Here is a 26488-nt window from a genome sequence, read left to right on the forward strand (position 1 = left end):
CCGCCCCGCCCCGCCCCGCCCCGGCACGTCCCTACGTGCCCCGTTCCTCCGTTTCCCTACTTCGTCGTCACACCAACGTCTGCCTCAGGAGCCCCTCGTGACCGTCACCGAGAACCCGACCGCCGCCCTCGCCGCCACCGCCCTGACCGAGCTCGTCACCGCCGTCTACCGGGAGACGCTCGGCGTGCCCGAGCTTGACGAGCACGGGGACTTCTACGAGTGGGGCGGCGACTCCCTCGCCGCCTTCCGCATCACCGCCCGGCTGGAGGAGGCGCTGGGGGTCGAGGTGCCCGTGGCGCTGGTGTTCGCCTATCCGACGCCCGCGGACCTCTCCGACGTCGTCCGCACCGACTTCGCACAGGCGTAGGGGCGGGCCGTGACCGACTCCTTCGTGCCCGGCGGCCGCTGGCGGCTCTGGGAGCAGTTCGCCCTGCGCGGGGCCGGCTTCCCGGCCCGCGGGGTGCTGCGGCTGGCGCCGGCGGGGCTCGCCGAGGCCGCCGACAAGTTCGCTCCGGACGAGCCGCTGAGCGGGCCGGAGTGGGACGGGTTCGCCCACCTGTTCGGGCAGGCGCAGGTCGACACCGCCTCCGTCCTCCAGGACATCGCCCGGATGCCCGCTTTCCGTGAGGCGCTCGCCTGGCAGAACCGGCCCGTGCTGGATTCGGGGATCGCGCCGTTCCTGGCGTGGACGCCGACCGTACGGGGCCGTACGAGCATGCCGCGCCAGCGGGAGGAGCTCGTCGCGCACTACTGGCAGCGGTTCTGCGTCAAAAACGACACCATCGGGTTCTTCGGGCCCGTGGGCTGGGGCCGGTGGGACGAAGATCCCGCGGCCGCGGCGGTCCGCACGGATCCCGGTCCGGGCGGGCTGACCGCCGAATCCCTGGTGTACTTCGCCAGTTGGGCCGTCGACGCGCTCGCCGCGGTGCTGGACGGCGATCCGGCGCTGCGGGAGTGGGTGGCCCCGCGGCGCGTGCCCTTCGTCCGCCCGACGGGCGACGGCGGCGTGGCGGTGCCGGGGCGGCCCGTGCAGGCGCCCGGCAGCGCGGCCTGCACCGTCCTCGCCCTGTGCGACGGCGTGCGGACCGCCCGGGACATCCGGAAGGCGCTGCCGGGCGTCGACGTGACGGCCGCCTTGGAGGAGCTGGTGGCCCGCCGCTGGGTGGTGTGGCGGCTGGAGGTGCCGGCCGGCGCCCGCCCCGAACGGGACCTGCGGGCCTGGCTGGAGCGGGTCGGCGACCGCGCGCTGCGGGACGCCGGGCTCGGCGCGCTGGACGAGCTGGAGCGCGGCCGGGACCGGGTGGCGGCGGCGCACGGGCCGGAGGAGCTGGTGGCGGCGCTGGCCGCGCTGGAGGAGCGGTTCACCGCCCTGACGGAGGCCGCCGCCGTACGGGAGAAGTCGGCCGGTACGGCGCCCTGCCGGGCCCTGGTGTACTCCGACAGCCGCCGCGCGGCGACGGCCGTCCTCGGGCCCGCCGTGCACGGGGCGCTCGCCCCGCTCGACCCGCTGCTGGCGAGCGCGGGCTGGCTCACGGCGCGGCTCGCCGGGGCGGTGATGGGCCGGGCCCGCGAGGTGTACCGGCGGCTGGCCGCGCAGGGGCCGGTCGACCTGGCCGCGTTCTGGTTCGCCTGCATGCCGGTCCTGCACGGTGCGGCGCGCGAGGAGGCCGAGGCGCTGGGGCGGGAGTTCCGGCGGCGCTGGCAGGACGTCCTGGCCGCCGCCGCCCCCGACGGCGCCCCCGACGGAAGCGGCACCGGGCACGCCGCGAGCCGCGTGAGGCTGCCGCTGCAGGAGGTGGCGCGGCAGGTCGCCGAGCGGTTCGGCGGCCCCGGCGGGACGGGCGGCGGCTGGTCCGCGGCCCGCTGCCTCAGCCCCGACGTCATGATCGCGGCGTCCGGCCCGGAGGCCGCCGCGCGCGGCGACTTCGAGCTGGTCCTCGGCGAGCTGCACGTCGCCGCCAACACGCTGGGCGCGTCCCTCTTCGTGCACCAGCACCCCGACCCGGCCCGGCTGCTCGCCGAGACGGGCCGCGACCACCCGGGCCCGCGGCTGCTGCCGCTGCTGCCGAAGGAGCACCGCTCGCGGCTCTCGGCGCGGATCCGCCACGCGCTCGTCCGGCCCGAGGACTACTACGTCGCCCTCGTCGACTTCACCGCCGACCCGGCGCGCCCCCGGACGGTCCTGAGCGCGGACGTGGCGGTGGTCGAGCGGGCCGGCGGCGAGCTGGCGGTCGTCCTGCCCGACGGGGCCGAGTTCCCCGCCGTCGAGGTGTTCTCCCACGTCCTGACGACGCTCGCGATGGACCTCTTCCGGCTCGTCCCGGACGACGCCCGGCACTCCCCGCGCGTCACCGTCGACCGGCTCGTCGTGGCCCGCGAGACGTGGCGGTTGACGGCGGCGGAGCTGGACTTCGCCGAGGAGAAGGACGAGGCCCGCCGGTTCGTGCGGGCGCGGCGCCGTCGCGCGCAGGCCCGCCTGCCGCGGTTCGCGTTCGCGGTCCTGCCGACCGAGACCCGCCCGTTCTACGTGGACTTCGACAGCCCCGTGTACGTCAACATCCTCGCCAAGGCCGTCCGCAGGATGGCCCGCAAGGACCCGGACGGGCGGGTGGTGTTCACCGAGATGCTGCCGGGCCCGGACCAGGCCTGGCTGACCGACGACCGCGGCGAGGCGTACACGAGCGAGCTGCGGTTCGTGGCCGTGGACGGCCGCTGACGGGCCCCCTCACGCGGCGGCAGCGGCGACGGCGGCGCGTCCGGCCGGGCAGGGCCCGGTCGCGGCCGCCGCCCTGCGTTTCCTTCCCCCGCGGCTGCGCGCACGGCTGCGTCTTCTTCCCTACTGGCGGACCCGCCCGGCCAGCAGGGTGGGGGAAAACACCGCTTGGAGGCCCACAGTGAAGGTTGTCGCAGCGCACGGCGGGGCGAGGCAGCACGGCACCGGTGCCGGCAGCCCCGCCGGCGGGAGTGGCGGGGTGTCGTACGCGCAGCGCAGGCTGTGGTTCCTCGACCAGCTCACCGGCGGTTCCACCGAATCCCTCCTGCCGCTGGCCCTGCGGATCCGGGGCCCCCTCGACACGGCCGCACTGGAGCGGGCGCTGGCCGGGATCGTCCACCGCCACGAGGTGCTGCGCACCCGGTTCACCGCGGTCGGCGGCGAGCCCGTCGCCCGCGTGGACGCGCCCGGCGGGGCCGTACTGCGGCACATCGAGGCGGCCGGCCCGCAGGAGGTGTTCGCGCAGGAGCTCACCCGCCCCCTCGACCTGGCCCGCGAGCACCCGCTCCGGGCGGTCCTGGCACGGCTCGGGGACGGGGACCACCTGCTCCTGCTCGTCGTCCACCACATCGCCGTCGACGGCTGGTCGTGGGACGTGCTGCTGGCCGAACTCGACGCCGGATACCGCGGGGAGCCCGTCCCGGCGCCGCCGCTGCAGTACGCGGACGTGGCCCGCGCCGAGGCGGGGCGGCTGGCCGGGCCGCGGATGGAGCGGCTCCTCGCGTACTGGCGGGACCGGCTCGCCGGGGTGGCGCCGCTCGCGCTGCCCGCGGACCGGCCGCGGCCCGCCTTCTGGGACGGCTCCGGCGACGTGGTCCGCTTCGAGCTGCCCGCCGAGCTGGTGGCCGCGGTCGACGGGGTGGCGCGCGCCCACCGGGCGACCCGCTACATGGTGCTCCTCGCCGCGTACCAGGCGCTGCTCGCCCGCCACTCGGGCCGGACGGACATCGCCGTGTGCACCACACTCGCCGACCGCGGCCGGGCCGACGTGGCGCGCCTGGTCGGCCCGTTCGTGAACACCATCGTGCTGCGCACCGACCTGGGCGGCAGTCCGACGTTCGGGGAGCTGCTGGAGCAGGTCCGGGCGGGCGCGCTGCGGGACTTCTCCCACGCCGAGGCACCCTTCGACCGGGTCGTCGGCGCGGTCGCCGGCGAGCGGGACCTGTCGCGGCACCCGCTCGCCCAGGCCTCCTTCACCCTGCTGAACACGGCTCCGGCGCCGGCCCGGCTGGCCGGCCTGGACGTGGAGACGGTGCGGACGCCGCTGGCCGGCACCCCGCTCGACGTGTTCCTCGACCTGAGCCTGCGCGCGGACCGCGCCGTCGCCGCCCGCCTCCAGTTCTCCACCGCGCTCTTCGACCGCGACTCGATGGTGCGGTTCGCCGACGGCTACACCGCCCTGCTGCGCGCCGTCACCGACGCGCCCGGCAGCCCGCTCGCCGAGCTCACCGCGGGCCTGGAGCCGCTGCCCGGGCGGGAGCACCGCCGGCTGCTGGAGGCGGCCGGACGGCCGGGCCGCCCGGCCGCAGCCGCCGCGCCCGAGCCGTTCGCGGTGTCCGGGCCGGCCGGGGCGCCCGCGCTCGTCTGCGGGGACGAGACCCTCACGTACGGCGGCCTGGACGCGCTGTCCGGCCGCATCGCCGCCGCCCTCGCCCGGTCCGGTGTACGGCCCGGCAGCCCGGTCGGGGTGTTCCTGCGGCGCGGCGTCCGCTCGGTGGCCGCGATGGCCGCCGTGTGGCGGGCCGGCGGGGTGTACGTGCCGATGGACCCGGCGCTGCCCGCCGAGCGGCTGCGGTTCATGGCCGCGGAGGCCGGCGTGGTGTGCCTGCTCGCGGACGCGGAGACCGCGGAGCGGGCGGCCGGGCTCGGGCCGCGGGTCCTCGCCGTGGAGGACGCCGAGCGCGGCGCGGACCCGGCGGCCGACGCCCCGCGGCACGTGCCGGGCCCGCGGGAGTTGGCGTACGTCGTGTTCACATCGGGCTCGACGGGCCGCCCGAAGGCCGTCGGCGTCGAGCACGGGGCGATGGCCGCGCATGCGGCGGCCGCGCGCGCCGAGTTCGGGATCACGGCCGGCGACCGGGTCCTCGCGTTCTCCTCCTTCTCCTTCGACGCCTCCCTGGACCAGCTGCTGACGGCGCTGGGCTGCGGGGCCTGCCTGGTCGTGCGGCCCGACGAGCAGTGGCTGCCCGCGCAGGTCCCGGCGCTGGTCGAGCGGTACGGCATCACCGTGCTGAACCTGCCGCCCACGTACTGGGCCGAGGTGGCGTTCTCCCTCACCGACCGCTCGGCGGCCGCCCTGGCCGGTCTTCGGCTGCTGGTCCTCGGCGGGGAGGCCGTCCCCGCGGGGGCGCTGGCCGCCTGGCTGGCCCGCGCCCCGCACGTGCGGGTGGTGAACGCGTACGGGCCGACCGAGACGACCGTCACCGCGGCCGCGCACGACGTCGACCCGGGGGCCGACCCGGCGCTGGTGCCGATCGGCCGGCCGCTGGGCGGGCGGCGCCTGTACGTGGTGGACGGGCGGGACGAGCTCGTCGGCGACGGCGTGCCCGGCGAGCTGCTGATCGGCGGGCCGGAGCTGGCCCGCGGCTACCTGGGGCAGCCGGCCCTGACCGCCGAGCGGTTCACCCCTGACCCGTACGGAGCCCCCGGCGGCCGCCTCTACCGCACCGGCGACCTCGTACGCCGACTTCCCACCGGCGAACTGGAGTTCACCGGCCGGACCGACGACCAGGTCAAGATCCGCGGCTTCCGCGTCGAGCTCGGCGAGGTCGAGGCGGTGCTCGCGCGCTGCCCGGGCGTCGCCGCCGCCGCGGCCGCCGTCGGCACGGACGCGCAGGGCGGTGCGGCCCTCACCGGCTATGTGGTGCCCGCGCCGGGAGCCGGACCGGACGCGGTGGCTCCGGCCGTGCTGCGGGCGTTCTGCGCGGAGCGGCTGCCGCAGCACGCCGTGCCCGCCGCGTTCGCCGCGCTCGACGCGCTGCCCGTCGGCCCCACCGGCAAACTCGACCGGGCGGCCCTGCCGGCCGCGGGCCCGGGCCGGGACGGGCGGGCCGCCGCCGCGACCGCGTACGCCGCTCCCCGGAACGAGGCCGAGGAGGCCGTCGCCGGCATCTGGGCGGAGGTCCTCGGCGTCGAACGCGTCGGCATCGACGACGGGTTCTTCGACCTCGGCGGCCACTCGCTGCTCGCCACCATGGCCGTGTCGCGGATAGCGGAGCGGCTGGGCCGCGAGGTCGAGCTGCGCACCCTGTTCGAGAACCCGCGGATCCGCGAGTTCGGGCCGCTGGTCGCGGCGGCCCGGCAGGCGGGCGGCGCCTCGGTCGTGCCCGTGGACCGCTCCGGGCCGCTGCCGCTGTCGTTCGCGCAGGAGCGCATGTGGTTCCTGGACCGGATGTCGGGCGTGGGCGACGAGTACGTGCTCTGGTACTCGTGGCGGATCCGCGGCGGCCTCGACCGGGCCGCCTGGCAGGCCGCCCTGGACGACGTCGAGGCCCGCCACGAGGCGCTGCGGACGGCGCTGGTGGAGGTGGACGGCCGGCCCGCGCAACTGGTCCGGCCCGCGGCGGGCGTACCGCTGCTGTGGCGGACCGCGCCGGACCGGGGCGGGGCGGACGGGACCGCGGCTCCCCGGCTGGACGCCGTCCGCGAGGAGGCCGCCGCGTACGCCACTCGCCGCTTCGACCTGGCCGAACCGCCGCTGCTGCGCGCCGGGGTGTGGGAGCTGGACCCGGACGACCACGTCGCGGTGGTCGCCTTCCACCACGCCGCGACCGACGGCTGGTCCAAGGACGTCGTCATCGGCGAGCTGTCCGCCGCGTACGCGGCCCGCCGGGCCGGGCAGGAGCCCGCCCTGCCGCCGGTGCCGGTGCAGTACGGGGACTTCGCGGTCTGGCAGCGCGAGCGGATGGCCGGCGGGGAGCTGGAGCGGCAGCTCGGCTACTGGGAGCGGGCCCTGGCCGGCCTGCCCGCGCTGGAGCTGCCCACGGACCGGCCGCGTCCGGCGGGCTGGTCGGGCCGGGGCGCCGCGGTGGAGGTCGAACTGCCGCCGGAGCTGGCGGCCGGGGTCGGGGAGCTGGCCCGGCGGCACGGCGCGAGCCGGTTCATGGTGCTGCTGGCGGTGCTGCAGACCGTGCTGGGCCGCTGGTCCGGGCAGCAGGACGTGGCCGTCGGCACGCCCGTCGCCGGCCGCGGGCAGGTGGAGTTGGAGCGGCTCGTGGGGCTGCTGGTGAACACGGTGGTGCTGCGGGGCGACCTGTCCGGGGAGCCGTCGTTCGAGGAGTACCTCGGGCGGGTCCGCGACGCGGTGCTGGGCGCCTTCGAGCACCAGGAGGTGCCGTTCGAGCGACTGGTGGAGCAGCTGCGCCCCGAGCGGGACCCCTCCCGGAACCCGCTGTTCCAGGTGATGTTCGACGTCCAGGAGAGCGCCGCGGGCGGGCCCCGCGTCGACGGGCTGGAGGTGGAGCACTTCCCGCTGCCGTGGCGGTCGGCCAAGTTCGACCTGACGGCCACCTTCCTGCTCTACCCCGACCGCTTCGCGCTCAACGTGGAGTACGCGAGCGACCTGTTCGACGCCGCCACCGCGATCCGGTTCGCCGGGCACGTGCGCCGCGCCCTGGAATCGGCGCTCGCCGACCCGGCCCGCCCGGTCTCCCGGCTGGACCTCCTCGCCCCGCAGGAGCGCGCCCTGCTCGCCGCCCCCGCCTCCGGGCCCGGCGCGGAGCCGGACGCCCCGCCGTTCGCGTTGTCCGGCGAGCCGTCGGCGGTCGCGCTGGTCTGCGGCGGGCGGTCCGTGACGTACGGCGCGCTCGACGGCCTGACCGGCGGCCTCGCCCTGGAACTGGCCGCGGCCGGGGCGGGCCCGGAGGTGCCCGTCGGGGTGTGCATGCGCCGCGGCACGGACTGGGTGGCGGCGATGGCCGCCGTGTGGCGGGCCGGCGGGGTGTACGTACCGCTGGACCCGGGCCTGCCCGAGGACCGGCTGCGGTACATGGTCGGACAGGCCGGCGTGCGCTGCGTCGTCACCGACGCGGCGACCGCCGACCGTGCGGGCGCCCTGGGCGTGCCTCTGATCCGCGTCGACGGCGTCCGGCCGGCCCCGGACGCGCCCCGGCACCGGCCCGGCCCGCGGGAGCTGGCCTGCGCGTTCTTCACGTCCGGGTCCACCGGGCGGCCCAAGGCGGTCGGCGTCGAGCACGGCGCGCTCGGCGCGCACGTCCGCACCGCCCGGGAACGGTTCGGGATCACCGCCGCGGACCGGGTGCTGAACTTCGCGTCGTTCTCCTTCGACGCCTCCCTGGAGCAGGTCCTGCCGGCGCTGTCCGCCGGCGCGGCGGTCGTCGTCCGGCCCGACGGGGTGTGGTCGGTGGAGGAACTCGCCGACCGGGTCCGCGCCGAGGGCGTCACCGTGATGGAGCTGACCCCCTCCTACTGGGAGGAGGTCACGGCACGCCTGGACACGGTCGCCGGGGACCTGAAGGGGCTGCGGCTCGCCGTCACCGGCGGCGAGGCCCTGCCGTCGGCGCCGCTGGCCCGATGGTTCTCGTACCTGCCGGACGTACCGGTCCACAACACGTACGGGCCGACCGAGACGGTCGTCTCGGCCACCTCGCGGCTGGTCACCGGCCCGGTGGAGGGCCGCGTCCCCATCGGGGGGCCGTGGGGCGGGCGGCGGGTGTACGTCGTCGACGCCTACGGGGAGCCGGTCCCGGCCGGCGTGCCGGGAGAACTGTGGATCGGAGGGCCGGAACAGGCCCGCGGCTACCTCGGCCGGCCGGCCCTGACCGCCGAGCGGTTCACCCCCGACCCGTACGGCGCCCCCGGCGGCCGCGTCTACCGCACCGGCGACCTCGTACGCCGACTGCCCTCCGGGGAGCTGGACTTCCTCGGGAGGACCGACGACCAGGTGAAGATCCGCGGCTTCCGCATCGAGCTGGGCGAGGTCCGGGCCGTGCTGGAGGAGCACCCGGGCGTCCACGCGGCGGCCGTCCTGGTCCGCGAACTGCGCGGCGAGCGCACGCTCGTCGGCTACGCCGCCGCCCCCGGCCTGGACGGCGCGGCGCTGGCCGCGCACTGCCGGAGCCGGCTCCCCGGCTACATGGTGCCGGCGGCGACGGTCGTCCTCGACGCCCTCCCCCGCACCGTGCAGGGCAAGCTCGACACGGCCGCCCTGCCCGACCCCGAACCGCCGGCACCGGCGGAGTCGGTGCCGCCCCGCACCCCGACCGAGGTGGTCACGGCGCAGATCTGGTCGGAGGTGCTGGGCCTGCCCGAAGTCGGCATCCGTGAGGACTTCTTCGCCCTCGGCGGCCACTCGCTGCGCGCCGTGGCCGTCGCCTCCCGCCTGCGCGCCGCGTTCGACTGCCCGGTCTCGGTACGCGACCTGTTCGACCACCCGACGGTGGAACGCCTGGCCGCGGAGGTGGAACGCCAACTGGTGGAACAGATCGCCGCGATGACCGAGGACGAGATCGACCTGTCCCTGACCCTCGACTACTGACCCCCGGCGGGTTCCGCGGCCCCCGCGGGCCGGCGGAAACACCGGCCGGCCGGGGAGGCCGGCCCGGACGGGCCGACGGCCGGGCGGGGCCGACGGCCGAGGCCGGCCCGGACGGGCAAGCCGGCCCGGGGAGGGCCGGCGGCCCGGGCGGAAACCGGCCCGGACGGGCCCAACAGCCGGCGGGGAAACGCGACCCGGACGGTGCCGGGGCCGTGACGGGAGCCGGACCCCGGTGGACCGCGCGGCCCACAAGGCGGCACGACCGCCGCACGCCCCGGCCCGGCTCCCCAGCGGAGCCCAGCCCCCGAGGCCCGGCCGCGTGGACCCCTCGCGGCCCGACTCCGGGACCGGACCCCCGGCAGCGGCCCGCCGACCGGCTCCCACCACAGCGAAGATCCACCCCGCCCAGGCCCCCAGCGGGCCGGCCCGGGGACCGCCCGCCCCGGCCACCGCACCCCCTCCCGGGGCCCGGCCCCGACCCTCCCGCCCCCGGCCGGGGGCGTGGCACCACCCACCACGAGCAGCGGCGCCGCCGACGGGCTCCCGGCATCCGGCGGCGGCGCGGCCCATCCGTACTGCACGAGATTGGACGGCACCTCCCATGACGACTTCGCAGGTCGAGTCCTCCCCCGCCGCGTCCGGCGGGCTCTCCGACGCGGCCCGGGCGCTGCTCGCACGCCGGCTGCGCGGCAAGGCCGGAGCCGCCCCGGCCGGGATCCCCCGGCTGGAGCCCCGCCCCGACAGTGCGCCGCTGTCCGCGGCGCAGCAGCGCCTGTACTTCCTCGACCGGCTCGACCCGGGCGGCACCGAGTACCTCGTGCCGGCGGCCTGGCGGTTCACCGGCCCGCTGGACGCGGACGCGCTCGCGGCCGCCGTCGGGGACCTCGTCGAGCGGCACGAGCAGCTCCGGACCGTGTTCACGGAAGCCGAGGGGGTCCCCCGGCAGCAGGTGCTGCCCCCGGGCAGCGTCCGCCTCGACACCGTCGACCTCCCCGCCCCCGCCGACGGCGCCGACCGGGAGGCCGCGGTCGCGGCGGCCGTGCACGAGGCGGCCGTGCGGCCGTTCGACCTGGCCGCCGGGCCCGCCTTCCGGGCGACGCTCCTGCGGGTCGCCGCCGAGGACCACGTCCTCGTCCTCGCCCTGCACCACATCGTCTGCGACGGCTGGTCCCTCGACCTGCTCCTGCGCGACCTCCGGGCGTTCCACGAGGCCCGCACCGGCGGCAGGCCGGCGCCCGCCGCCGCACCGGACGCCATCGGCTACCTCGACTACGCGGTCTGGCAGCGCGGCCGCGACGAGAGCGCCGACCTCGCCTACTGGCGCGACGCCCTCGCCGGACTGAGCCCGCTCGAACTGCCCACCGACCGGCCGCGCCCCGCCACCCGCACCCACGCGGCGGCCGTGCACACGCGGGAGCTGCCCCGCGAACTGGCCGCCGCGCTCGACGAGGTGGGCCGCCGCGCCGACACCACCCCGTACATGACGGTGCTGGCCGCCTTCCAGGCCGCGCTCGCCTTCCACAGCGCGCAGGACGACATCGCCCTCGGCACCGTCACCGCCAACCGCGAGCGCCCGGAGACCGAGGGGCTGGTCGGGTTCTTCGTGAACACCCTCGTCGTCCGCACCTCCCTCGGCGGCGACCCCACGACCGGCGACCTGCTGGCCCGTACCCGGGAGAGCGTCCTCGGCGCCCTCTCGCACCAGGGCCTGCCCTTCGAGCGGGTCGTCGAGGAGCTGCGCCCCGACCGGGACCTGTCCCGCAACCCGCTCGTCCAGGTGCTGTTCACGCACACGACGGGTGGTCAGGAGGGCCCGTACGCCCTCGGCGCGGCGGCCGGCACGCCGGTCGCGATCGACCTGGCGACCGCCAAGTTCGACCTGACCCTGGACCTGTACGAGGACGCCGGCGCGGGCCGCACCGAGCTGCGGTACGTCTACCGGCCCGACCTGTTCGACGAGGAGTCCGTGGCCCGGATGGCCGCGCACACCGAGGCGGTCCTGCGGGCCTTCACCCGCGGCCCCGCGACCCCCCTCGCGGCGGTCGAGATGCTCACCCCGCAGGAGACGGCCGAGCTCCTCGGCGCAGACGGGCCCGCCAACCGGGCCCCGCTGCCGGCGCCCGCCCGGCCGGCGCCGCGCCTGGTCGCCGAGCGGGTCGCCGAGCACGCGCGGCGTGCACCCGGGGCGGTTGCCGTGCGGGGCGGGGGCCGCACCCTGACGTACGGCGAGCTCGACGCGGCGGCGACCGCGCTGGCGCGGCGCCTGCGGGCCGCGGGCGCCGGCCCGGAGTCGCTGGTCGGCGTGTGCCTGGCCCGCTCCGTCGACCTGGCCGTCGCCCTGCTCGGGGTGTGGCGGGCCGGGGCCGCCTACCTGCCTCTGGACCCGGCGCACCCGCGGGCGCGGCGGGCGTTCACCGTCGCGGACGCGGGTGTGCGGTGGGTCGTCGCCGACGGGGCGGGCCGGGCGGCGGTCGAGGGGCTGGGCGTGGAGGTCGTCCCGCTGCCCGACCCCGCCCCGACCGGCCCCGCCGAACCCACCGGCCCGGCGGCGACCGGCGCCGCCGCCGCAGACCCGGCGGCCGTCGCCCCCGCCCCCGACGGCCTCGCCTACGTCATCTACACCTCCGGCTCCACCGGCCGCCCCAAGGGCGTCGAGGTCACCCACGCGAACGCCGCCTGGCTGTTCGACGCCGCGGACCGGCACTTCTCCTTCGGCCCCGGCGACGTGTGGACCCTCGCCCACTCCCCCGCCTTCGACTTCTCCGTCTGGGAGCTGTGGGGCCCGCTGGCCTCCGGCGGCAGCGTGGTCGTCCTGACCGAGGAGGAGGTCCGCGACCCCGCCGCCGTGCACGCGGCCCTCCGCGACCACCGGGTCACCGTCCTCAGCCAGACGCCCGCCGCGTTCAAGGGCCTGCGCGCCCACATGGCCGACGCGGGCCGCACCTTCGCCGAACTCGCCCTGCACACGGTCGTCTTCGGCGGCGACGCCTTCGACGCCCGGGACTACCGCGACTGGTTCGCCGCCCCCGAGGCCGAGCGACCCGCGCTGGTCAACATGTACGGCATCACCGAGACCACCGTGCACGTCACGCACCGGACGATCACCGAGGCGGACACTGTCTCGCCGGTGTACTCGCCGATCGGCCGCCCCCTCGCCGGGCAGCACGGCTACGTCCTCGACCGCTCCGGCCGGCTGGCCCCGCGCGGGACCGTCGGCGAGCTGTACGTCGCGGGCGGCGGCGCCGCCCGCGGCTACCTGGGCCGGCCCGCGCTGACCGCCGAGCGCTTCCTGCCCGACCCGTTCGGGCCCGCCGGGAGCCGCATGTACCGCACCGGCGATCTCGTACGGGTCCTGGCCGACGGGCAGTTGGCGTACGTGGGCCGCGCCGACCACCAGGTGAAGATCCGCGGCTTCCGCATCGAGCCCGGCGAGATCGAGACGGCCCTGCGCGCCCTGCCGGGCGTACGGGACGCCGCGGTCGTGGCCCGGCCCGACGGGCACGGCGGGGCCCGGCTCGCCGCCCACGTCGTCCTGGCCGAGGGCAGGCCGCTGGACGCCCCGGACCTGCGGGCCCGGCTCGGGCTGACTCTGCCGTCGTACATGGTGCCCGCCCTGTTCGTACGGCACGAGGCGCTGCCGGTCACCGCGAACGGCAAGGTCGACCGGGCGGCGCTCACCGCGGCGGCCGCGGACGGCGCCGCGCCCGCGGCCGGCTTCGAGCCGCCGGCCGGGTCGGCAGAGGTGGCGCTGGCCGGGGTGTGGGCGGAGGTGCTGGGCACGGAGCGGGTCGGCCGGACCGCGAACTTCTTCGACCTCGGCGGCGACTCCATCCTGGCCCTGCGGGTCGTCGGGCGGGCCCGTACGGCGGGCCTCGCGCTGAGCGTGGCGGACCTGTTCCGGGCCCGGACCCTCGCCGACCTGGCCCGCCTCGCCGTCCCGGTGGACGGCGCGCGGCCGGCCGAGACGGCGCCGTTCTCGCTGCTGGACCCGGCCGACGCGGCGCGGCTGCCGGAGGGGCTGGAGGACGCCTACCCGCTGACCCTGCTCCAGGCGGGGATGCTGCACGAGATGCTGGCCGACCCGGAGCGCGGCGCCTACCACAACGTCACCACCCTGAAGATCGCCGTGCCGGAGGGCTTCGACGCGGAGGCCTTCCAGGCGGCGGCCGACGCGGTCGTCCGGGCCCACGGCATCCTGCGCTCCTCCGTCGACCTGGTGTCCTTCGGCGAGCCGCTCCAGCTGGTGCACCGCACCGCCCGCGTGCCCGTCGGCGTCACCGACCTGCGCGGCCTCGCCCCGCAGGAGCAGCGGGCCGCGCTCGACGCCTTCGCGCAGGCCGAGTTCGCGCGCCGCTTCGACCTGGCCGCCCCGCCCCTGATCCGGATCCACCTGCACCGCACCGGCGACACCGAGCTGATGCTGACCCTCACCGACTGCCACGTGGTGCTGGACGGCTGGAGCCTGACCTCCCTGGTCGCCGACCTCCTCGACCTGCACCGGCAGGCCGTCGCCGAAGGCCGCGCCCCGGCCCTGCCGCCCGCACCGCGGTTCGCCGAGTACGTGGCCCTGGAGCGGGCCGCGTCCGAGGACGCGGCGGCCCTGGACCACTGGCGGGCGGCCCTCGCCGACCTGCGGCCGGTCCGGTTCCGGCGGCAGGAGCCCGATCCGGCGGCCCCGGCGGCGGCCGTGCACGAGGCGGTCCGCTCCCTGAGCCGGCTCGCCGGGCCGCTCGGGCGGCTCGCGAAGCGGGCGGGCGTGCCGCGGCGCACCGTCCTGTTGACGGCGTTCCACCATGCGATGGGCCTGTTCGCGGAGCGCGGTGACGCCGCGGCCGGGCACTCGGTCGGCCTGGTCGTGAACGGCCGGCCGGAGCTGCCGGGCGCGGACCGGATGCGCGGGCTGTTCCTGAACACCGTGCCGTTCGGGGTGGCGCGGCCGGCGGGCGGCTGGCTGGAGTACGTGCGTGCGGTGTTCGCCGCCGAGCAGGAGATGATGCCGCACCGGCGGGTCCCGCTGTTCCGGCTCCAGCAGCTGCGGCCCGGCGAGCCGGGCCTGGTGGAGGCCGTGTTCAACTACGTCAACTTCCACCGCCTCTCCGGCGACACCTGGGACGGCTCGTCGGAGATCTCCCGGACGATGTTCCCGCTGGTGGTCAACGCGAGCGTGGAGGCGTTCGCCCTCGACGCGGACTCCGCGTACGTGGCGCCGGAGACCGCGGAGCAGCTCGCCGACCTGCTGTGCGGGGTGCTGGAGGCGATGGTCGCCGACCCGGAGGCGGCGGTGGCGCCGCCGGCCCTGACCGGGGCGGCCAGGGAGCGCGTCCTCGGGGAGTGGGCGAACGGCCCGGTCGCGGCGAACACCCCTCTCGCCTTCCACGAGCTGGTCGCCGGGCACGCGGCACGCACCCCGGACGCGGTCGCCGTCGCCCACGCCGGCGGGGAGCTGGCGTACGCGGCCCTGGACGCGTCGGCGGCGGCGCTGGCGCACCGGCTGCGCGGCCTCGGCGTCGGCCCGGAAACGGTGGTCGGGATCTGCACGGAGCGCGGGCCGGACCTGGTGCGCGCCGTGCTGGGCGTGCTGAAGGCGGGCGGGGCGTTCCTCCCGCTGGACCCGCAGCACCCGTCCGATCGGCTGGCGTTCATTGCGGGGGACAGCGGGATGCGGGTGCTGCTCGCGCAGTCCGCGACGGCGGACGCGGTCCCGTTCGACGGGCCGCGGCTCCTCCTGGACACGCCCGACGCCGCCCCCGGCGCCCTGTCCGCCGCCGGGCTGCCGGCCGCGGACCCGGACGGGACCGCGTACGTCATCTACACCTCCGGCTCGACGGGCACCCCCAAGGGCGTCGCCCTCACCCACCGCAACCTCGCCAACATGGTGGAGGCCCAGCGGGACGTCTTCGCCCCGCAGCCCTCCGACCGGGTCCTGCAGTTCGCCTCCATCGGCTTCGACGCCTGCGTGTACGAGCTGGCGTGGGCGCTGGCGAACGGGGCCCGCCTGTGCACCCCGCCGAAGGAGGCGCTGCGGCCCGGCCCGGACCTGTCGGCGACGCTCCTCGCCCACGGGGTCACCGGCACCGTCCTGCCGCCGTCCGCCCTGGCCGTGCTCGGCGAGGACCGCTACCCGGACCTGCGGGTCCTGCAGGTGGCGGGCGAGCCGTGCCCGGCCGGGCTGGCCCGCACCTGGGCGCGCGGCCGCCGCTTCCTCAACGTGTACGGGCTCACCGAGACCTCCGTGTGGAACCTGCACGCCCGCCTCACCCCGGACGAGCGGCGGCCCCCCGTCGGCCGGCCCGTCCGCAACTCCCGGGTGCACGTCCTCGACGAGCACCTCCAGCCGGTGCCGGTGGGCGTGCCGGGCGAGATCTGCATCGGCGGCCTGCCCGTCGGCCGCGGCTACCCGGGCCGGCCCGCCGCGACCGCCGCCGCGTTCGTCCCGGACCCGTACGGGGCGCCGGGCGAGCGGCTGTGCCGCACCGGCGACATCGGCATGCTGCGGCCCGACGGCTCGATCGAGCTGTTCGGCCGCCGCGACAGCCAGGTCAAACTGCGCGGCTTCCGCATCGAGCTGGGCGAGGTGGAGCACGCGCTGCGCGCCCTGCCCGGGGTGCGGCAGGCGGCGGTGCTGCTGCGCGGCGACCTGCCGGGCGATCCGGCGCTCGTCGCGTACGTGGTGCCGGACCCGGGGGCGGAGCCGTCCGCGGAGGCGCTCCGCCAGGGCCTGCGGGCGTCCGTGCCGGGCTACATGGTGCCCGCCCTGTTCGTCTTCCTCGACGACTTCCCCGTCAACCGCAGCGGCAAGGTCGACCGGCGGGCGCTGCCCCTGCCCGCGGCGGGCGCCCTGCACCGCGACACCCCGTACGCTCCCCCGCGCACCCGCACCGAGCGGCTGCTGGCCGGGGTGTGGCAGGCGGTCCTCGGCCTCCCGGAGGTCGGCGTCCACGACGACTTCTTCCGGATCGGCGGGAGCTCCCTGTCGACGGTCCGGGTCGGCGCCCGGGCGGCCGCCCTCGGCCTGCCCGTCACGGTGCGGGACCTCGTCGAGCTGCCGACGATCGCCGAGCTCGCCGCCCGCGTCGACGCGGCGCCGCCCGCCGTCCCGGCGGCCGAGGCCACCTCCGCGGTCCGGCTGCGCGAAGGCTCCGGCACACCCCTGTGGTGCGTCCACCCTACGGGCGGCAGCGCCGCCTGGTACGTGCCCCTGGCCCGGGCCCTGCCGGCGGGCTCCCCGGTGATGGCGTTCCAGGCGCGCGGCCTGCTCGGCGGGGTCGACCCCGACACGGTGGGCGGCATCGCCGCCAACTACGCGGACGAGCTGGCCGCCTCCGGCGGGAGCGGCCCGTACCACCTGCTCGGCTGGTCCATGGGCGCCAACCTGGCCCTGGAAGTGGCCACCCGGCTGCACGACGCCGGCCGTGCCGTCGACCCGCTGGTGCTCATCGAGCCGTACCTGCCGAACCCGAGCTCCCGCAGCCGCCTCGCGAAGGTCGGCGGCGACCTGCGGGAGGCGCTGCGGCTGCGCGACCGGCTGCGCGCGCTCCCGCCGTCGGCGGAACACGACCGGGCCGCCGCCGAGCTGACGGCCGCCCTGCTGGGCGCGGGCATGAGCCCCACGGAGGCCGGCCTCGCCCAGGACGCCCCCGTCGAGGTGTGGCACTCGCTGCTCACCGCGCTCGCCGGCTACGAGCCGCGCCCCTACCCGGGCCGCATCCACCTGGTGCTCAGCGGCCTCGCCGCCGCACTGCCCGAGGACGAGCCGATGCCCGGCCTGGACGTCGGCCGCCGCGCGTACGTCGACCGGTGGCGGGCACTGGCCCGCGGCGGCCTGACCGTGCACGTCGCCGAGGGCGACCACATGTCCCTGATGTCCGAGCCGCTGGCCGCCAGGACGGCGGCGCTGCTGACCACGATCCGCGCGGAGGCCCGCCGATGACGACGATGACCACGACACCCGCCGCGACACCCGCCGCCGCGCCCGCCCCGGCGGCGCCCCGGCCGGGCGGCGGCTTCACCGAGCGCTACCTCCTCGACCCGGCCGTCAACGCCCGCCCGTACGGCTACCTGAACGCCCTGCGCGACCACGACCCGGTGTACTGGAGCGCCATGCACCGCGCCTGGCTCGTCACCGGGCACGCCCCGCTGATGCACTGCCTGCGCGACCCGGCCGTCTCCGCCGAGCGGGTGGGGCCGCTGATGGACGCCGTCCCCGAGGGCGCCCGGGAGGACGCCGAGCGGGCCTTCGCGATCCTGTCGCGCTGGATGGTCTTCAACGACCCGCCGCAGCACCGGCGGCTGCGGCAGGTGTTCCAGGAGCAGTTCGCGGCCCGCGCCATCGGCCGCTACCGGACGTTCGTGGAGCGCGCCACCCGTGCCGTGCTGGCCCGGCGCGCCGTCCCCGGGAGCACCGGGGACCTCCTCGCCGACGTCGCCCGGCCGCTGCCCGCCCTGGTCTTCGCCCGCTGGCTGGGCGTCCCGCAGGCGCACGGGCCGTCGTTCTGGTACTGGAACGCCCGCGTCGGCGACCTCGTCCTGGGCGCCGCGCAGGAGGAGCGCGAGTACCGCACCTCGCTGCGGTCGCTGGTCAGCCTCGACGACTACCTCGCGGGCCTGGTCCGCGAGCGCCGGGACGACCCGCGGGACGACCTGATCAGCCAGGTCCTGGCCGGCGGCCGGATCGGCGACACGGTCAGCGAGGAGGAGTTCGTCGGGATGCTGACCCAGATGGCGTTCGCCGGCGGGGAGACGACGAGCAACCTGATCGCGAACACGGTCCTCGCCCTGCTGGAGCACCCGGAGGAACTCGCTGCCGTCCGGCAGGACCCGTCGAGGGTGCCGATGGCGGTGGAAGAGGGGCTGCGCTGGGACGGCCCGTCGAAGATGTCGATCCGCACCGCCGCCCGCGACTTCGACCTCGACGGGCGCGGCGTCCGCGCCGGCGACCGGATGTTCCTCGTCACGGCGGCCGCCAACCGGGACCCGGAGCGCTTCGCCGACCCCGACCGGTTCAGCGTCCTGCGCGGCAGCGCCTCCCACCTCGGCTTCGGCTTCGGCGCGCACTTCTGCATCGGGGCCGCGCTCGCCCGGCTGATCGCGGTCGCGGTCGTCGACGTCCTCGTACGCGACCACCCGGGCCTCGCCCTCGCCGGGGACCGGCCGCCCGCCTGGCAGCCGTCCCTCCTCAACCGCGCGCTGACGGCCCTGCCCGTCCGCTACTGACCCGCTCCCCCGCACTGCGAAAGGTCGACCATGGCTTCCACTTTGGCGGACGCGGGGGCGCGGCTGCGCGCCCCGGCCCGGCTGCCCTCGTTCCGCCTGCTGTGGCTGGGGCAGTCGCTGTCCCTGCTCGGCGACGGCTTCAGCTACATCGCGTTCTCCTGGATCACCCTCGGGCTGACCGGGTCGACGCTCGCCCTCGGCTCCGTCCTCGCCTTCCAGGCGGTGCCGCGGGCCCTGCTGACCCTGGTCGGGGGCTCCCTCAGCGACAAGTGGTCCCCCCGGACGCTGATGGTGCTGTCCGGCTGGGCGCGGGCCGCGCTGATGGCGGGCGTGGGCCTGGCCGGGATGACGGGGACGCTGACGCTGTGGATGCTGTGCTGCGCCGCCGCCGCGTTCGGTGCGGTGGACGCGTTCTTCCAGCCGGCCCGCGCCTCGATCCTGCCGTCCGTGGTGGAGGCGGAGCTGCTGGCGCCGGCGAACGCGCTGCTCGCCGTCGGCACGAAGGTCGCCGCCGTGCTGGGTCCGGCGGTCGGCGGCACGGTGGTCGCCTTCGGCGGCGCCCCGGTGGCCTTCCTCGTCGACGGGGTGTGCTTCGCGCTGTGCGCGCTGTGCGTGGCGGGCGTTCGTACACGGCCCCGCCCGGAGCCGGAGGACGGGGCGGAGGGGGCCGTGGAGGACGGGCAGGACGGGTCTGCGGCGCCCGAGGCGGCCGGGGACACGCTGGGGGCGCGCATCCGGGCAGGCCTGCGGTACGCGTTCGCGGATCCGCGTATCCGGACGATCCTCGTGGTGGACGCGGCGGTGACGTTCTGCCAGGCGGGCCCGTTCACGGTCGGCTTCGCCACCCTCGCCAAGGTGGACCTGGAGGGCGGCTCGGCCACCCTCGGGCTGCTGAACGCGGCGCTCGCGGGCGGAGCGATGCTCGGCACCCTGGCGGGCGGTGCGGTCGGCGGGCGGCCCAGGGTCGGCCTGCTGATCGCTGCGCTGGCCGGCTGGCTCGCGCTCGGCACCGGCCTGCTCGCGGTGGTGGACTCGGCGCCGGGCGCCGTGGCCGCGGTCCTCGCGATGGGCTTCGGGATGGGCTTCCAGGGCGTGTTCGGGATGAGCTGGATCCAGCGCAACATCCACGGCTCGGTCCTCAGCCGGGTCATCGCCGTCGACATGGTCATCGGGTACGCGGTGGCGCCGCTGTCGCTGGTGGCGTGCGGGGCGCTCGCCGCGTCGGGCACCTCGCCGATGTTCGCGCTGACGGCGGTGGTGCTGGTGGTGACCGCGGCGGGGATCCTCGCTTCGAAGCCCGTCCGTGCGATGCGCTGACGGCGGCTGCCCGGCGGTCCGGCGGTCCGGCCCGGCTCCCCGCCCGCGTTCAGGGGCGGGCGGGGAGCCGGGCCGGGCCGGCGAGGGCGGCGGACAGCTCGCACAGGCCGGCCCGGGTGGGCCGGCCCGTCTTCGCGGCCAGGGCGGCGATGTGCTTCTCCACCGTCCGGGGCGAGATGTACAGGCGGTCCGCGATGTCCTTGTTGCCGAGGCGCTCCGCGAGGAGCTGGAAGACCTCGTACTCGCGGACGGTGACGCCGCGGGAGCGCAGCTCCTCCGGGATCCGGGCGGAGCCGGTGCGCCGCTGGTGGACGGGGGCGCCCATGCGGCGGAGCCCGGCCCGGCAGGCTCCCGCGACGGCGGTGACGCCGCCCTGGTGGAAGTGCTGCTCGGCGCGGCGCAGCCAGGCCACCGGCTCGCCCCAGCCGTCCTCGTGGGCGGCGTCGGCGACGAGCCGGAGCCCCAGGTGGAGGGCGGTCGCGTACGGTTCGGCGGTGCGGGCGGCCTCGGCGACGGCGGCGGCCGCCTCCTGCGGCCGGCCCTCGCGGCCCAGCAGGACGGCGCCGGCGAGGAGGACGAACTGCCGGTTCCAGCGCATGCGGCCGGGCGCGGTGGCCGCGATCTCCTCGTAGGCGGGCCGGCCGGCGGCGCCGGACAGGACGTCGAGGAGCAGGCCGATGCCGTAGCGGCCGGCGAGGTAGTAGGTGGTGGGGTTGGAGTCCTCCAGGGCGGCGGCGGCGCGCAGTTCGCGCACCGCGCCGGGCCGGTCCTCCTCCATCAGGGCGCAGAAGGCGCGGGCGAGGCCGCGGGTGAGGGGCTCCTCCTGGGAGCCGGCGCCGTCCCATTCCGCGAAGGCGTCGAGGGCGTGCTCCATGGCGGGGCGGTCGCCGCGGTGCGCGGCGAGTGCGGCCCGGGCCATCAGCACGTACCGGGTGGCGGGGGCGAGGCGCAGGCGCCGTACGACGGCCAGGCACTCCTCGGCGGCCTGCGCGGCCTCGGCGAAGCGGGCGCGCAGGACCGCGTCGAGGATCATGATGCCGTCGACGGTGTGGACGATGGTGGCGGAGCCCAGGCGCTGGGCCTCGGCGCGGGCGGCGAGGAGGGGGCCGGTGTCGCCGCCGGTCAGCCAGGTGTTGCCGCCGATGCGGGTGAGGGCGTACATGCGCTGGAGGGGCAGCCGGTGCCGTTCGGCGGTGTGGAGGGCCGATTCCAGGAGGGCGGTGGCCTCGTCGAAGTCCCGTTCGCGGGCGAGGGTGGCGAGGAGTTCCAGGGCCTGGCAGGCGACGGTGGCGAGGCTGTGGCGCTCGGCGGCGCGGAGGGCGGAGTCGGCGAGCTTCTCGGCGAGGTTCGTGCGGTCGGGGCCGGGGGTGTCGAGTGCGAGGTAGGCGGCGGCGACGTCGACGGAGGCGGCGGTCCGCTCGTCGGGGTGGCGGGCCAGGAGGGATCTGGCACGCGCTATCTGTCTGTTGCCGTCCTCCCAGCGGCCCGCGGTGTGGGCGACCTTGGCGAGGCGGGTGTGGAGGGCGGCGAGGCGCGGGGTGTCGAGGCCGCTGCCGCCGAGGGTGTGCAGGTGCTCCGCGAAGCCGAACGCCTGGTCGAAGTCGCCGGCTTCGGCGAGGGCGGGCAGCAGGGCCTCCAGGGCGTCGGTGCGGGCGGCGGCGTCCCCGGTGCCGGCGAGGAGGCGTTCGGCGCGGCCGAGGAGGGTGGCGGCGGAGCCGATGGCGCCGGCCGCGAGGGCACGCCGGCCGGCGTCGGTGAACAGGCGTCCGGCCTCGGCGTCGTCTCCGGCCTGCGAGCGGAGCTGCGCGACGAGCGGGCACCAGTCCCCGTCGAGGTCGGGGTGGAGGGCCTGGACGGCGTCGGCGGCGCGGCCGGACATGGCCGCCCGGTTGGCGGGCGTCAACTGGGTGAGGAGGGCCTCGGCGGTCAGCGAGTGCCGGAAGGCGTACCAGTCGGGGGCGGGCTCGTCGGGGACGACGAGCTGGGCGGCGACTCCCGCATGGAGGTGGCTGAGCAGGTCCCGGTCGTCGGTGCCGGTCATCCGCTGGAGCACGGACAGCGGGAAGCGCCGCCCGATCACGGCGGCGGCGGACAGCAGGGTCAGGCCCTGCGGGCCGAGGCGGTCGATGCGGCGCAGGATGCCGCGGGCGAGGGCGGTCGAGACATCGCTGCGGAGGTCGCCGACGACCCGCCAGCCGTCGTCGCCGGGGACGAGGGCGCCGCTGCCGACCATGCCCTGGAGGAGCTCCTCGACCAGGAAGGGGCTGCCCGCGCTGTCGTCCCACAGCCGTTCGAGCGCCGCCTCGGGGACGAGGGCGGGGTCGGTTTCGAGCTGCGAGGCGATGACGGCGCGGACCTCGGGGCGGGTGAGCGGGGCGAGTTCGAGGACGGTGCCGGTGCCGCGGCGGCGGGCGGCCCCGGCCATGTCGAGGGCGTCGCAGGGCTCCGTGCGGATGGTCGCCAGGAGGACGACGTTGGTGTACTCCAGGTTGTCGACGAGGTACTCGACGACGGCGAGGGTCTCGGGGTCGGCGTCGTGCAGGTCCTCCAGGAGCAGGAGCTGTCCGTGCTCGCGGCCGGTGGCGATGAGGAGCCGCAGCACGGCCTCGCCGAGGATGACCATCGAACCGGCGGTGTTCGCCGCCTCGTCCGCCCAGTCCGGGATGATCCGGCCGAGTGCCGGCCGGTAGGGGCCGAGCGGCAGGTCGTCCAGCGGCAGGCCGCCCCGGAAGAGGGACATGAGCGCTTCGGTGAGTGGCCGGAAAGGGACGGTGGGGCCGGTGGTGCTGCTCCGGCCCCGGAGCGTGCGCATGCCCATCCCGAAGGCGGTGCCGACGGCCTCGGCGGCGAGCCGGGACTTGCCTATCCCGGCCTCGCCGACGAGGAAGACGACGCTGCCGCGCCCTTCGCCCGCGTCGGCCAACGCCTGCTTGATCTCCCGCAGCTGCGGGTCACGACCGACGAGATGACGCGAACGGGAGCGCATAAACCGCAATCTAGTTGATGGCAACGGCGCGATGTGCGGCGAATGCTGGCCGTTTCACGACCGGAACCGCCGCTTGCCGACCGCCTCCCGGTCACCAGGTGGCGTTGGGACCGGACACGCTCGTGTCCATCGCGCTGAGCGTGATCACGATGCCGCTCGTGAGCACCGCGCCGGCCAGCGCCCGGGCCCGGGCACAGGCCTTGTTCCGCCCCGACAGGGTGATCCCGCCGGCCGGGTCCTCGCTGCGCTCCTCGGCGGCGGCGTCGGCAGCCGCCTCGGCGGCGGCGGCGGACTCGGCGTGGGCCTGGGGCTTCTGCATGGTGGTGGGTACCTTTCCCGTTGCCTGGTGGTGGGTGGGGCGGGGGGTGCTCACGGTGCAGGTGGTGCGGCTGTACGTGTGGTGCGGGCGGTACGGGTCGTGCGGCGGTGCGCGGTGGTCAGCGGGCCGGGCGGCCCGCCCCCCGGCCGGGTGCGGCCGGGGCGGCGGGCTCCAGGAGCAGGACGGAGGGGACGGCCTGCGGGAAGCCCAGCCGCAGCAGGGCGTACCCGATCCCGGACAGCCCGGTGAGGAACCCGGGCGAGGGGACGTGGTCGGGGGTGCCGCAGCGCCGGCCGTGGTCCTCCAGCCGGGCCAGCGCCTCCCCGGCGCGGCGGCCGAGCGCCGCGGCCGCCCCTGCGTGGCCGCGGCAGGCCGGCAGGCCGAGCAGCTCCAGCGGACCGAGCAGGCCCCGGCGCAGGCTCAGGTCGGGGCATTCGGAGGCGGCGCCGAGCAGGGCCGCACACCGGTCGAGCGCCCCGGCGGGCAGCAGTGGACCGCCGTGCGGGGCCGGCACGTCGGCGGCGGCCAGTACGGTGCCCGCGAGGCCCTCGTACCAGCCGAGGCCGTCGGGGCGGCGCAGCACCTCCTCGACCGCGGGGCGCAACAGGGCGCGGCCCGCCCGGGCGTACGGGTCGTCGCCGGAGCCGGCTTCGGATCCTGAGCCGGCGGCGGCGGAGTGGCGCAGCAGCGCCCAGCCGATCCCGGCGTCGCCGCGGGCGAAGCCCGGCCCGGCTCCAGTTCCTTCCGGCCGCTTCCCGACCTCCGCGAGCAGCCGGTCGGCGAGGCGGTCGGCCGTCGCGGCCGCCCGGTGCGCACCGGGCAGGCCGCGGGTGCGCCGGACGGCGTGGGCGGCGGCGAGGGCTCCGGCGAGGCCGTCGGCCAGGCCGGCGGGCGCATCGCCGTCGCCGCCGGCGAGGGCGGCGCGTTCGAGGGCGTCGAGGGCCTCGGGGAGGCAGTCCGCGAGCCCGCCCCCGAGCAGCGGGGCGAGGCGGGCCAGGGCGTAGGCGATGCCGCCGATGCCGTCGAGGGCGCCCGGCCCGACCGCGGCGGCCAGGTCGGCGTCGCGGGCCAGGACGGAGACCAGCGCGGGCAGCGGCCGTACGGCCTGCCGGGCCAGCGCGGTGTACCGCTCGGCCCCGGTGAGGGCGCCGAGTTGGGCGAGGAAGAGGGCGACGCCCGGGTAGCCCTGGGCGAGGCCGCCGCCCATCGGCAGGACGGCCCAGTGGTCCCCGCAGACCTGTTCGAGGCCGAGCCAGTTGGCCCGTCCGTTGCCGTGCACGGCGCGGCCGGCGAGTTCGTCGGCCAGCCCGCAGGCGGCGGCCAGCAGCCGTGACGGCTCCGGCGGCGCGGGCGGGGCGGGCGGCCCGGCGGGCCCGGCGGGCGGCGGGCCGGCGGGGGCGCCGGCCGGGCGGGCAGCGGTGACGGCGAGCGTCGCCGAGATGATCCACTCCTGGTCGTGGCGGTCCACCTCGCCCATCACCGCGATCTTCTCCCGTACGGTGTGCAGGCTCGGCGCGGGCAGCACCCGCTGGATCCGGGTGCCGCGGGAGGTCTCCAGCCAGGTGTGCGCCGGGTGGTGGAAGAAGAGGGGGACGTCCCCGCACCACAGGTCGGCGGTCTCGTCCTCGACGAGCCTGCGGCGGGCCGGGTCGTGTGCGGACTCGGTCCACAGGACGGCGAACACTGCGTCGCGGTCCAGGGCGTCGCCCAGCACGTCCGGGTGGGTCGACTCGTCCAGCAGGGTGGTGTAGAGCCGGGTCGAGCGGGCGATGAGCCGCCCCGGGCCGGCCACCCACCGGCCGAGCAGCCCGCCGAGGAGTTCGGCCCGGTGCTCGGTGACCGCGTCGTACCCGGCGCGGAACCCCTCCAGCAGCGCCGCCCGGTGGACGGCGTGCCCGGCGCTGCGGCCCTGCGGTGCGGGCCGGTTCAGGCCGGCGGCGGTGGCGACGGGGCCGCGCGCCAGCCGCATCGCGTCCGTCCCGGCGGCCTCCCAGTGCAGGCCGTCGCTGGGGTAGGCGCCGCCGTCCCCGCCGCCGAGGGCGGAGACGTCCATGGCGCCGTGGTCGCCGATGAGCAGGCTGGGCAGCAGGCAGGTGCGGTTCACGGAGGCGGCCAGGGCGTCGGCCGCAGGGTCCCCGCCGACGGTGACGGCCTCCGGCAGACCGGAGTGCAGCAGGGTCTCGGCGTCCACCAGCACCGGCTGGTCGCCGCAGGCGACGACGTTCTCGTAGTGCATGTCCGCGCCGTCGACCGCGTACAGGAGCGCCAGGAGAGCTCCCTGGCGGCGGTAGAAGCGGTCGAGCTCGGTGGGGGTGGTGCACCAGCGGTGCCCGATGAACTCCAGCCAGCCGTAGCCGGCGCCGCGCACGGAGCGGGGCGTGCGCAGGCCGAGCCCGGGCACCTTGCCGTTGGCCCACTCCACCGCCCGGTCCAGCAGCACGTGCTGGGCGAGCGGGCGCGGCTTGTAGACGGCGGACGCGCCGCCCGCGAAGTGCAGCAGGGCGACGGAGCGGCCCTGCTGGTGGGCGTCGCCCCGCCCGAGGTCCACCCGGGTCAGGGCGCCCGGGTCGGCCCCGCCGAGCAGCCCGGCGACGATCCGCGGCCGGTCGGCGGCGAAGCGGTCCATCAGCTCGGCGGCGGCCGCGGCGGCGTGCGCGCAGGTCTGGCCGAGCATCCGGGCGAGGACCGGGTGGCCGGCGAGGAGCTCCGCCAGCCCCTGCCGGGTGCCGAGCCGTGCGGTGTACGACGCGAACCGCTCCCGCGGCGTCGCCCCGTCCAGCAGGCCGGCGGTGCGGGCCCGGTGGAGTTCGCGGACCAGGGTGCGGGCCGCCTGCCGGACCAGCCGGTCCCCCAGCCACTCCTCGAACGCGGCCCGGAACACGGCCGGTTCGCCGGGGCCGGGCGCGATCCGGGTGCGGGCCCGGGCCTCCGCCCAGGCGGGGCCGACGAAGGGCGCGAGCACCGGCAGGAACACCGCGGCGCCGCCGGCCTCCCCTTCCCTGCGACCGGGGTCCGCGGGCCCGTCCGCATCCTCGGGCAGGGAGGCCACGACCTGCTCGGCGTACCGGGCCCAGGCGGGGGCGTCCCCGGCGCGGGCGGCCAGCCGGGCGGGCTCCTCCGCCGCGAGGGCGTACGCCGTCTCCTCCGCCACCCCCAGCGCCGCCAGCCGGGCCGCGAAGCCCGCGGCGTCCCCGAGGGACCAGGAGGCGGGCCGGGTGCGTGCGGCGCCGGCCGGTGCGGGGGCGGGGACTCCGGGGGCGGCGAGCCGCTCCCTCAGGTTCAGGGCCCGGGCCCACCAGGCGGGGCCCAGGCCCCCGGCCCGGTCTGCCGCGGCGGCGGTGGTGGCGGTGTCGGTCACGGGAAGAAACCTCGCAGAGGCGGGGC

Annotated in this window: 9 protein-coding genes; 6 read left to right on the forward strand and 3 right to left on the reverse strand. The window is 77.6% G+C overall.

All coding sequences use genetic code 11. The annotated features are described in order from the left end of the window. Positions 1 to 97: 97 nt before the first annotated feature. From IE170_RS12265 to IE170_RS12290, 6 genes are all read left to right on the forward strand, one after another. Positions 98 to 367 (forward strand): acyl carrier protein, encoded by a 270-nt coding sequence (locus IE170_RS12265; RefSeq protein WP_229884696.1) that lies wholly within the window; start codon positions 98 to 100, stop codon positions 365 to 367. 9 nt (positions 368 to 376) lie between these two features. Beyond that, positions 377 to 2716 (forward strand): lantibiotic dehydratase, encoded by a 2340-nt coding sequence (locus tag IE170_RS12270; RefSeq protein ID WP_189809364.1) that lies wholly within the window; start codon positions 377 to 379, stop codon positions 2714 to 2716. 178 nt (positions 2717 to 2894) lie between these two features. Beyond that, positions 2895 to 9269, forward strand: coding sequence for a non-ribosomal peptide synthetase (locus IE170_RS12275; RefSeq protein ID WP_229884697.1), 6375 nt, complete (start codon positions 2895 to 2897; stop codon positions 9267 to 9269). 601 nt (positions 9270 to 9870) lie between these two features. Then, positions 9871 to 17199 (forward strand): non-ribosomal peptide synthetase, encoded by a 7329-nt coding sequence (locus tag IE170_RS12280; protein ID WP_189809365.1) that lies wholly within the window; start codon positions 9871 to 9873, stop codon positions 17197 to 17199. Next, positions 17196 to 18482 (forward strand): cytochrome P450, encoded by a 1287-nt coding sequence (locus IE170_RS12285; protein WP_223856378.1) that lies wholly within the window; start codon positions 17196 to 17198, stop codon positions 18480 to 18482. The genes IE170_RS12280 and IE170_RS12285 overlap by 4 nt, the downstream gene beginning before the upstream one ends. A 30-nt stretch (positions 18483 to 18512) precedes the next feature. Further along, entirely contained in the window at positions 18513 to 19799 is a 1287-nt protein-coding gene (locus IE170_RS12290) for an MFS transporter (RefSeq protein WP_189809366.1), read from the forward strand. A 49-nt stretch (positions 19800 to 19848) separates the two neighbouring features. Here the strand turns inward: IE170_RS12290 and IE170_RS33170 are convergent, their stop codons facing one another. From IE170_RS33170 to IE170_RS12305, 3 genes are all read right to left on the reverse strand, one after another. Next, positions 19849 to 22785, reverse strand: coding sequence for a helix-turn-helix transcriptional regulator (locus tag IE170_RS33170; RefSeq protein WP_189809367.1), 2937 nt, complete (start codon positions 22783 to 22785; stop codon positions 19849 to 19851). 91 nt (positions 22786 to 22876) lie between these two features. Then, positions 22877 to 23104, reverse strand: coding sequence for a hypothetical protein (locus tag IE170_RS12300; protein ID WP_189809368.1), 228 nt, complete (start codon positions 23102 to 23104; stop codon positions 22877 to 22879). Between the two features lie 118 nt (positions 23105 to 23222). Beyond that, positions 23223 to 26462 carry a type 2 lanthipeptide synthetase LanM family protein gene (locus IE170_RS12305; protein WP_229884698.1) on the reverse strand — a complete coding sequence of 1080 codons (3240 nt, stop codon included), beginning with the start codon at positions 26460 to 26462 and terminating at the stop codon, positions 23223 to 23225. Between the last annotated feature and the right edge of the window lie 26 nt (positions 26463 to 26488).

The organism is Streptomyces toxytricini (assembly GCF_014649915.1).
GTDB lineage: Bacteria > Actinomycetota > Actinomycetes > Streptomycetales > Streptomycetaceae > Streptomyces > Streptomyces toxytricini.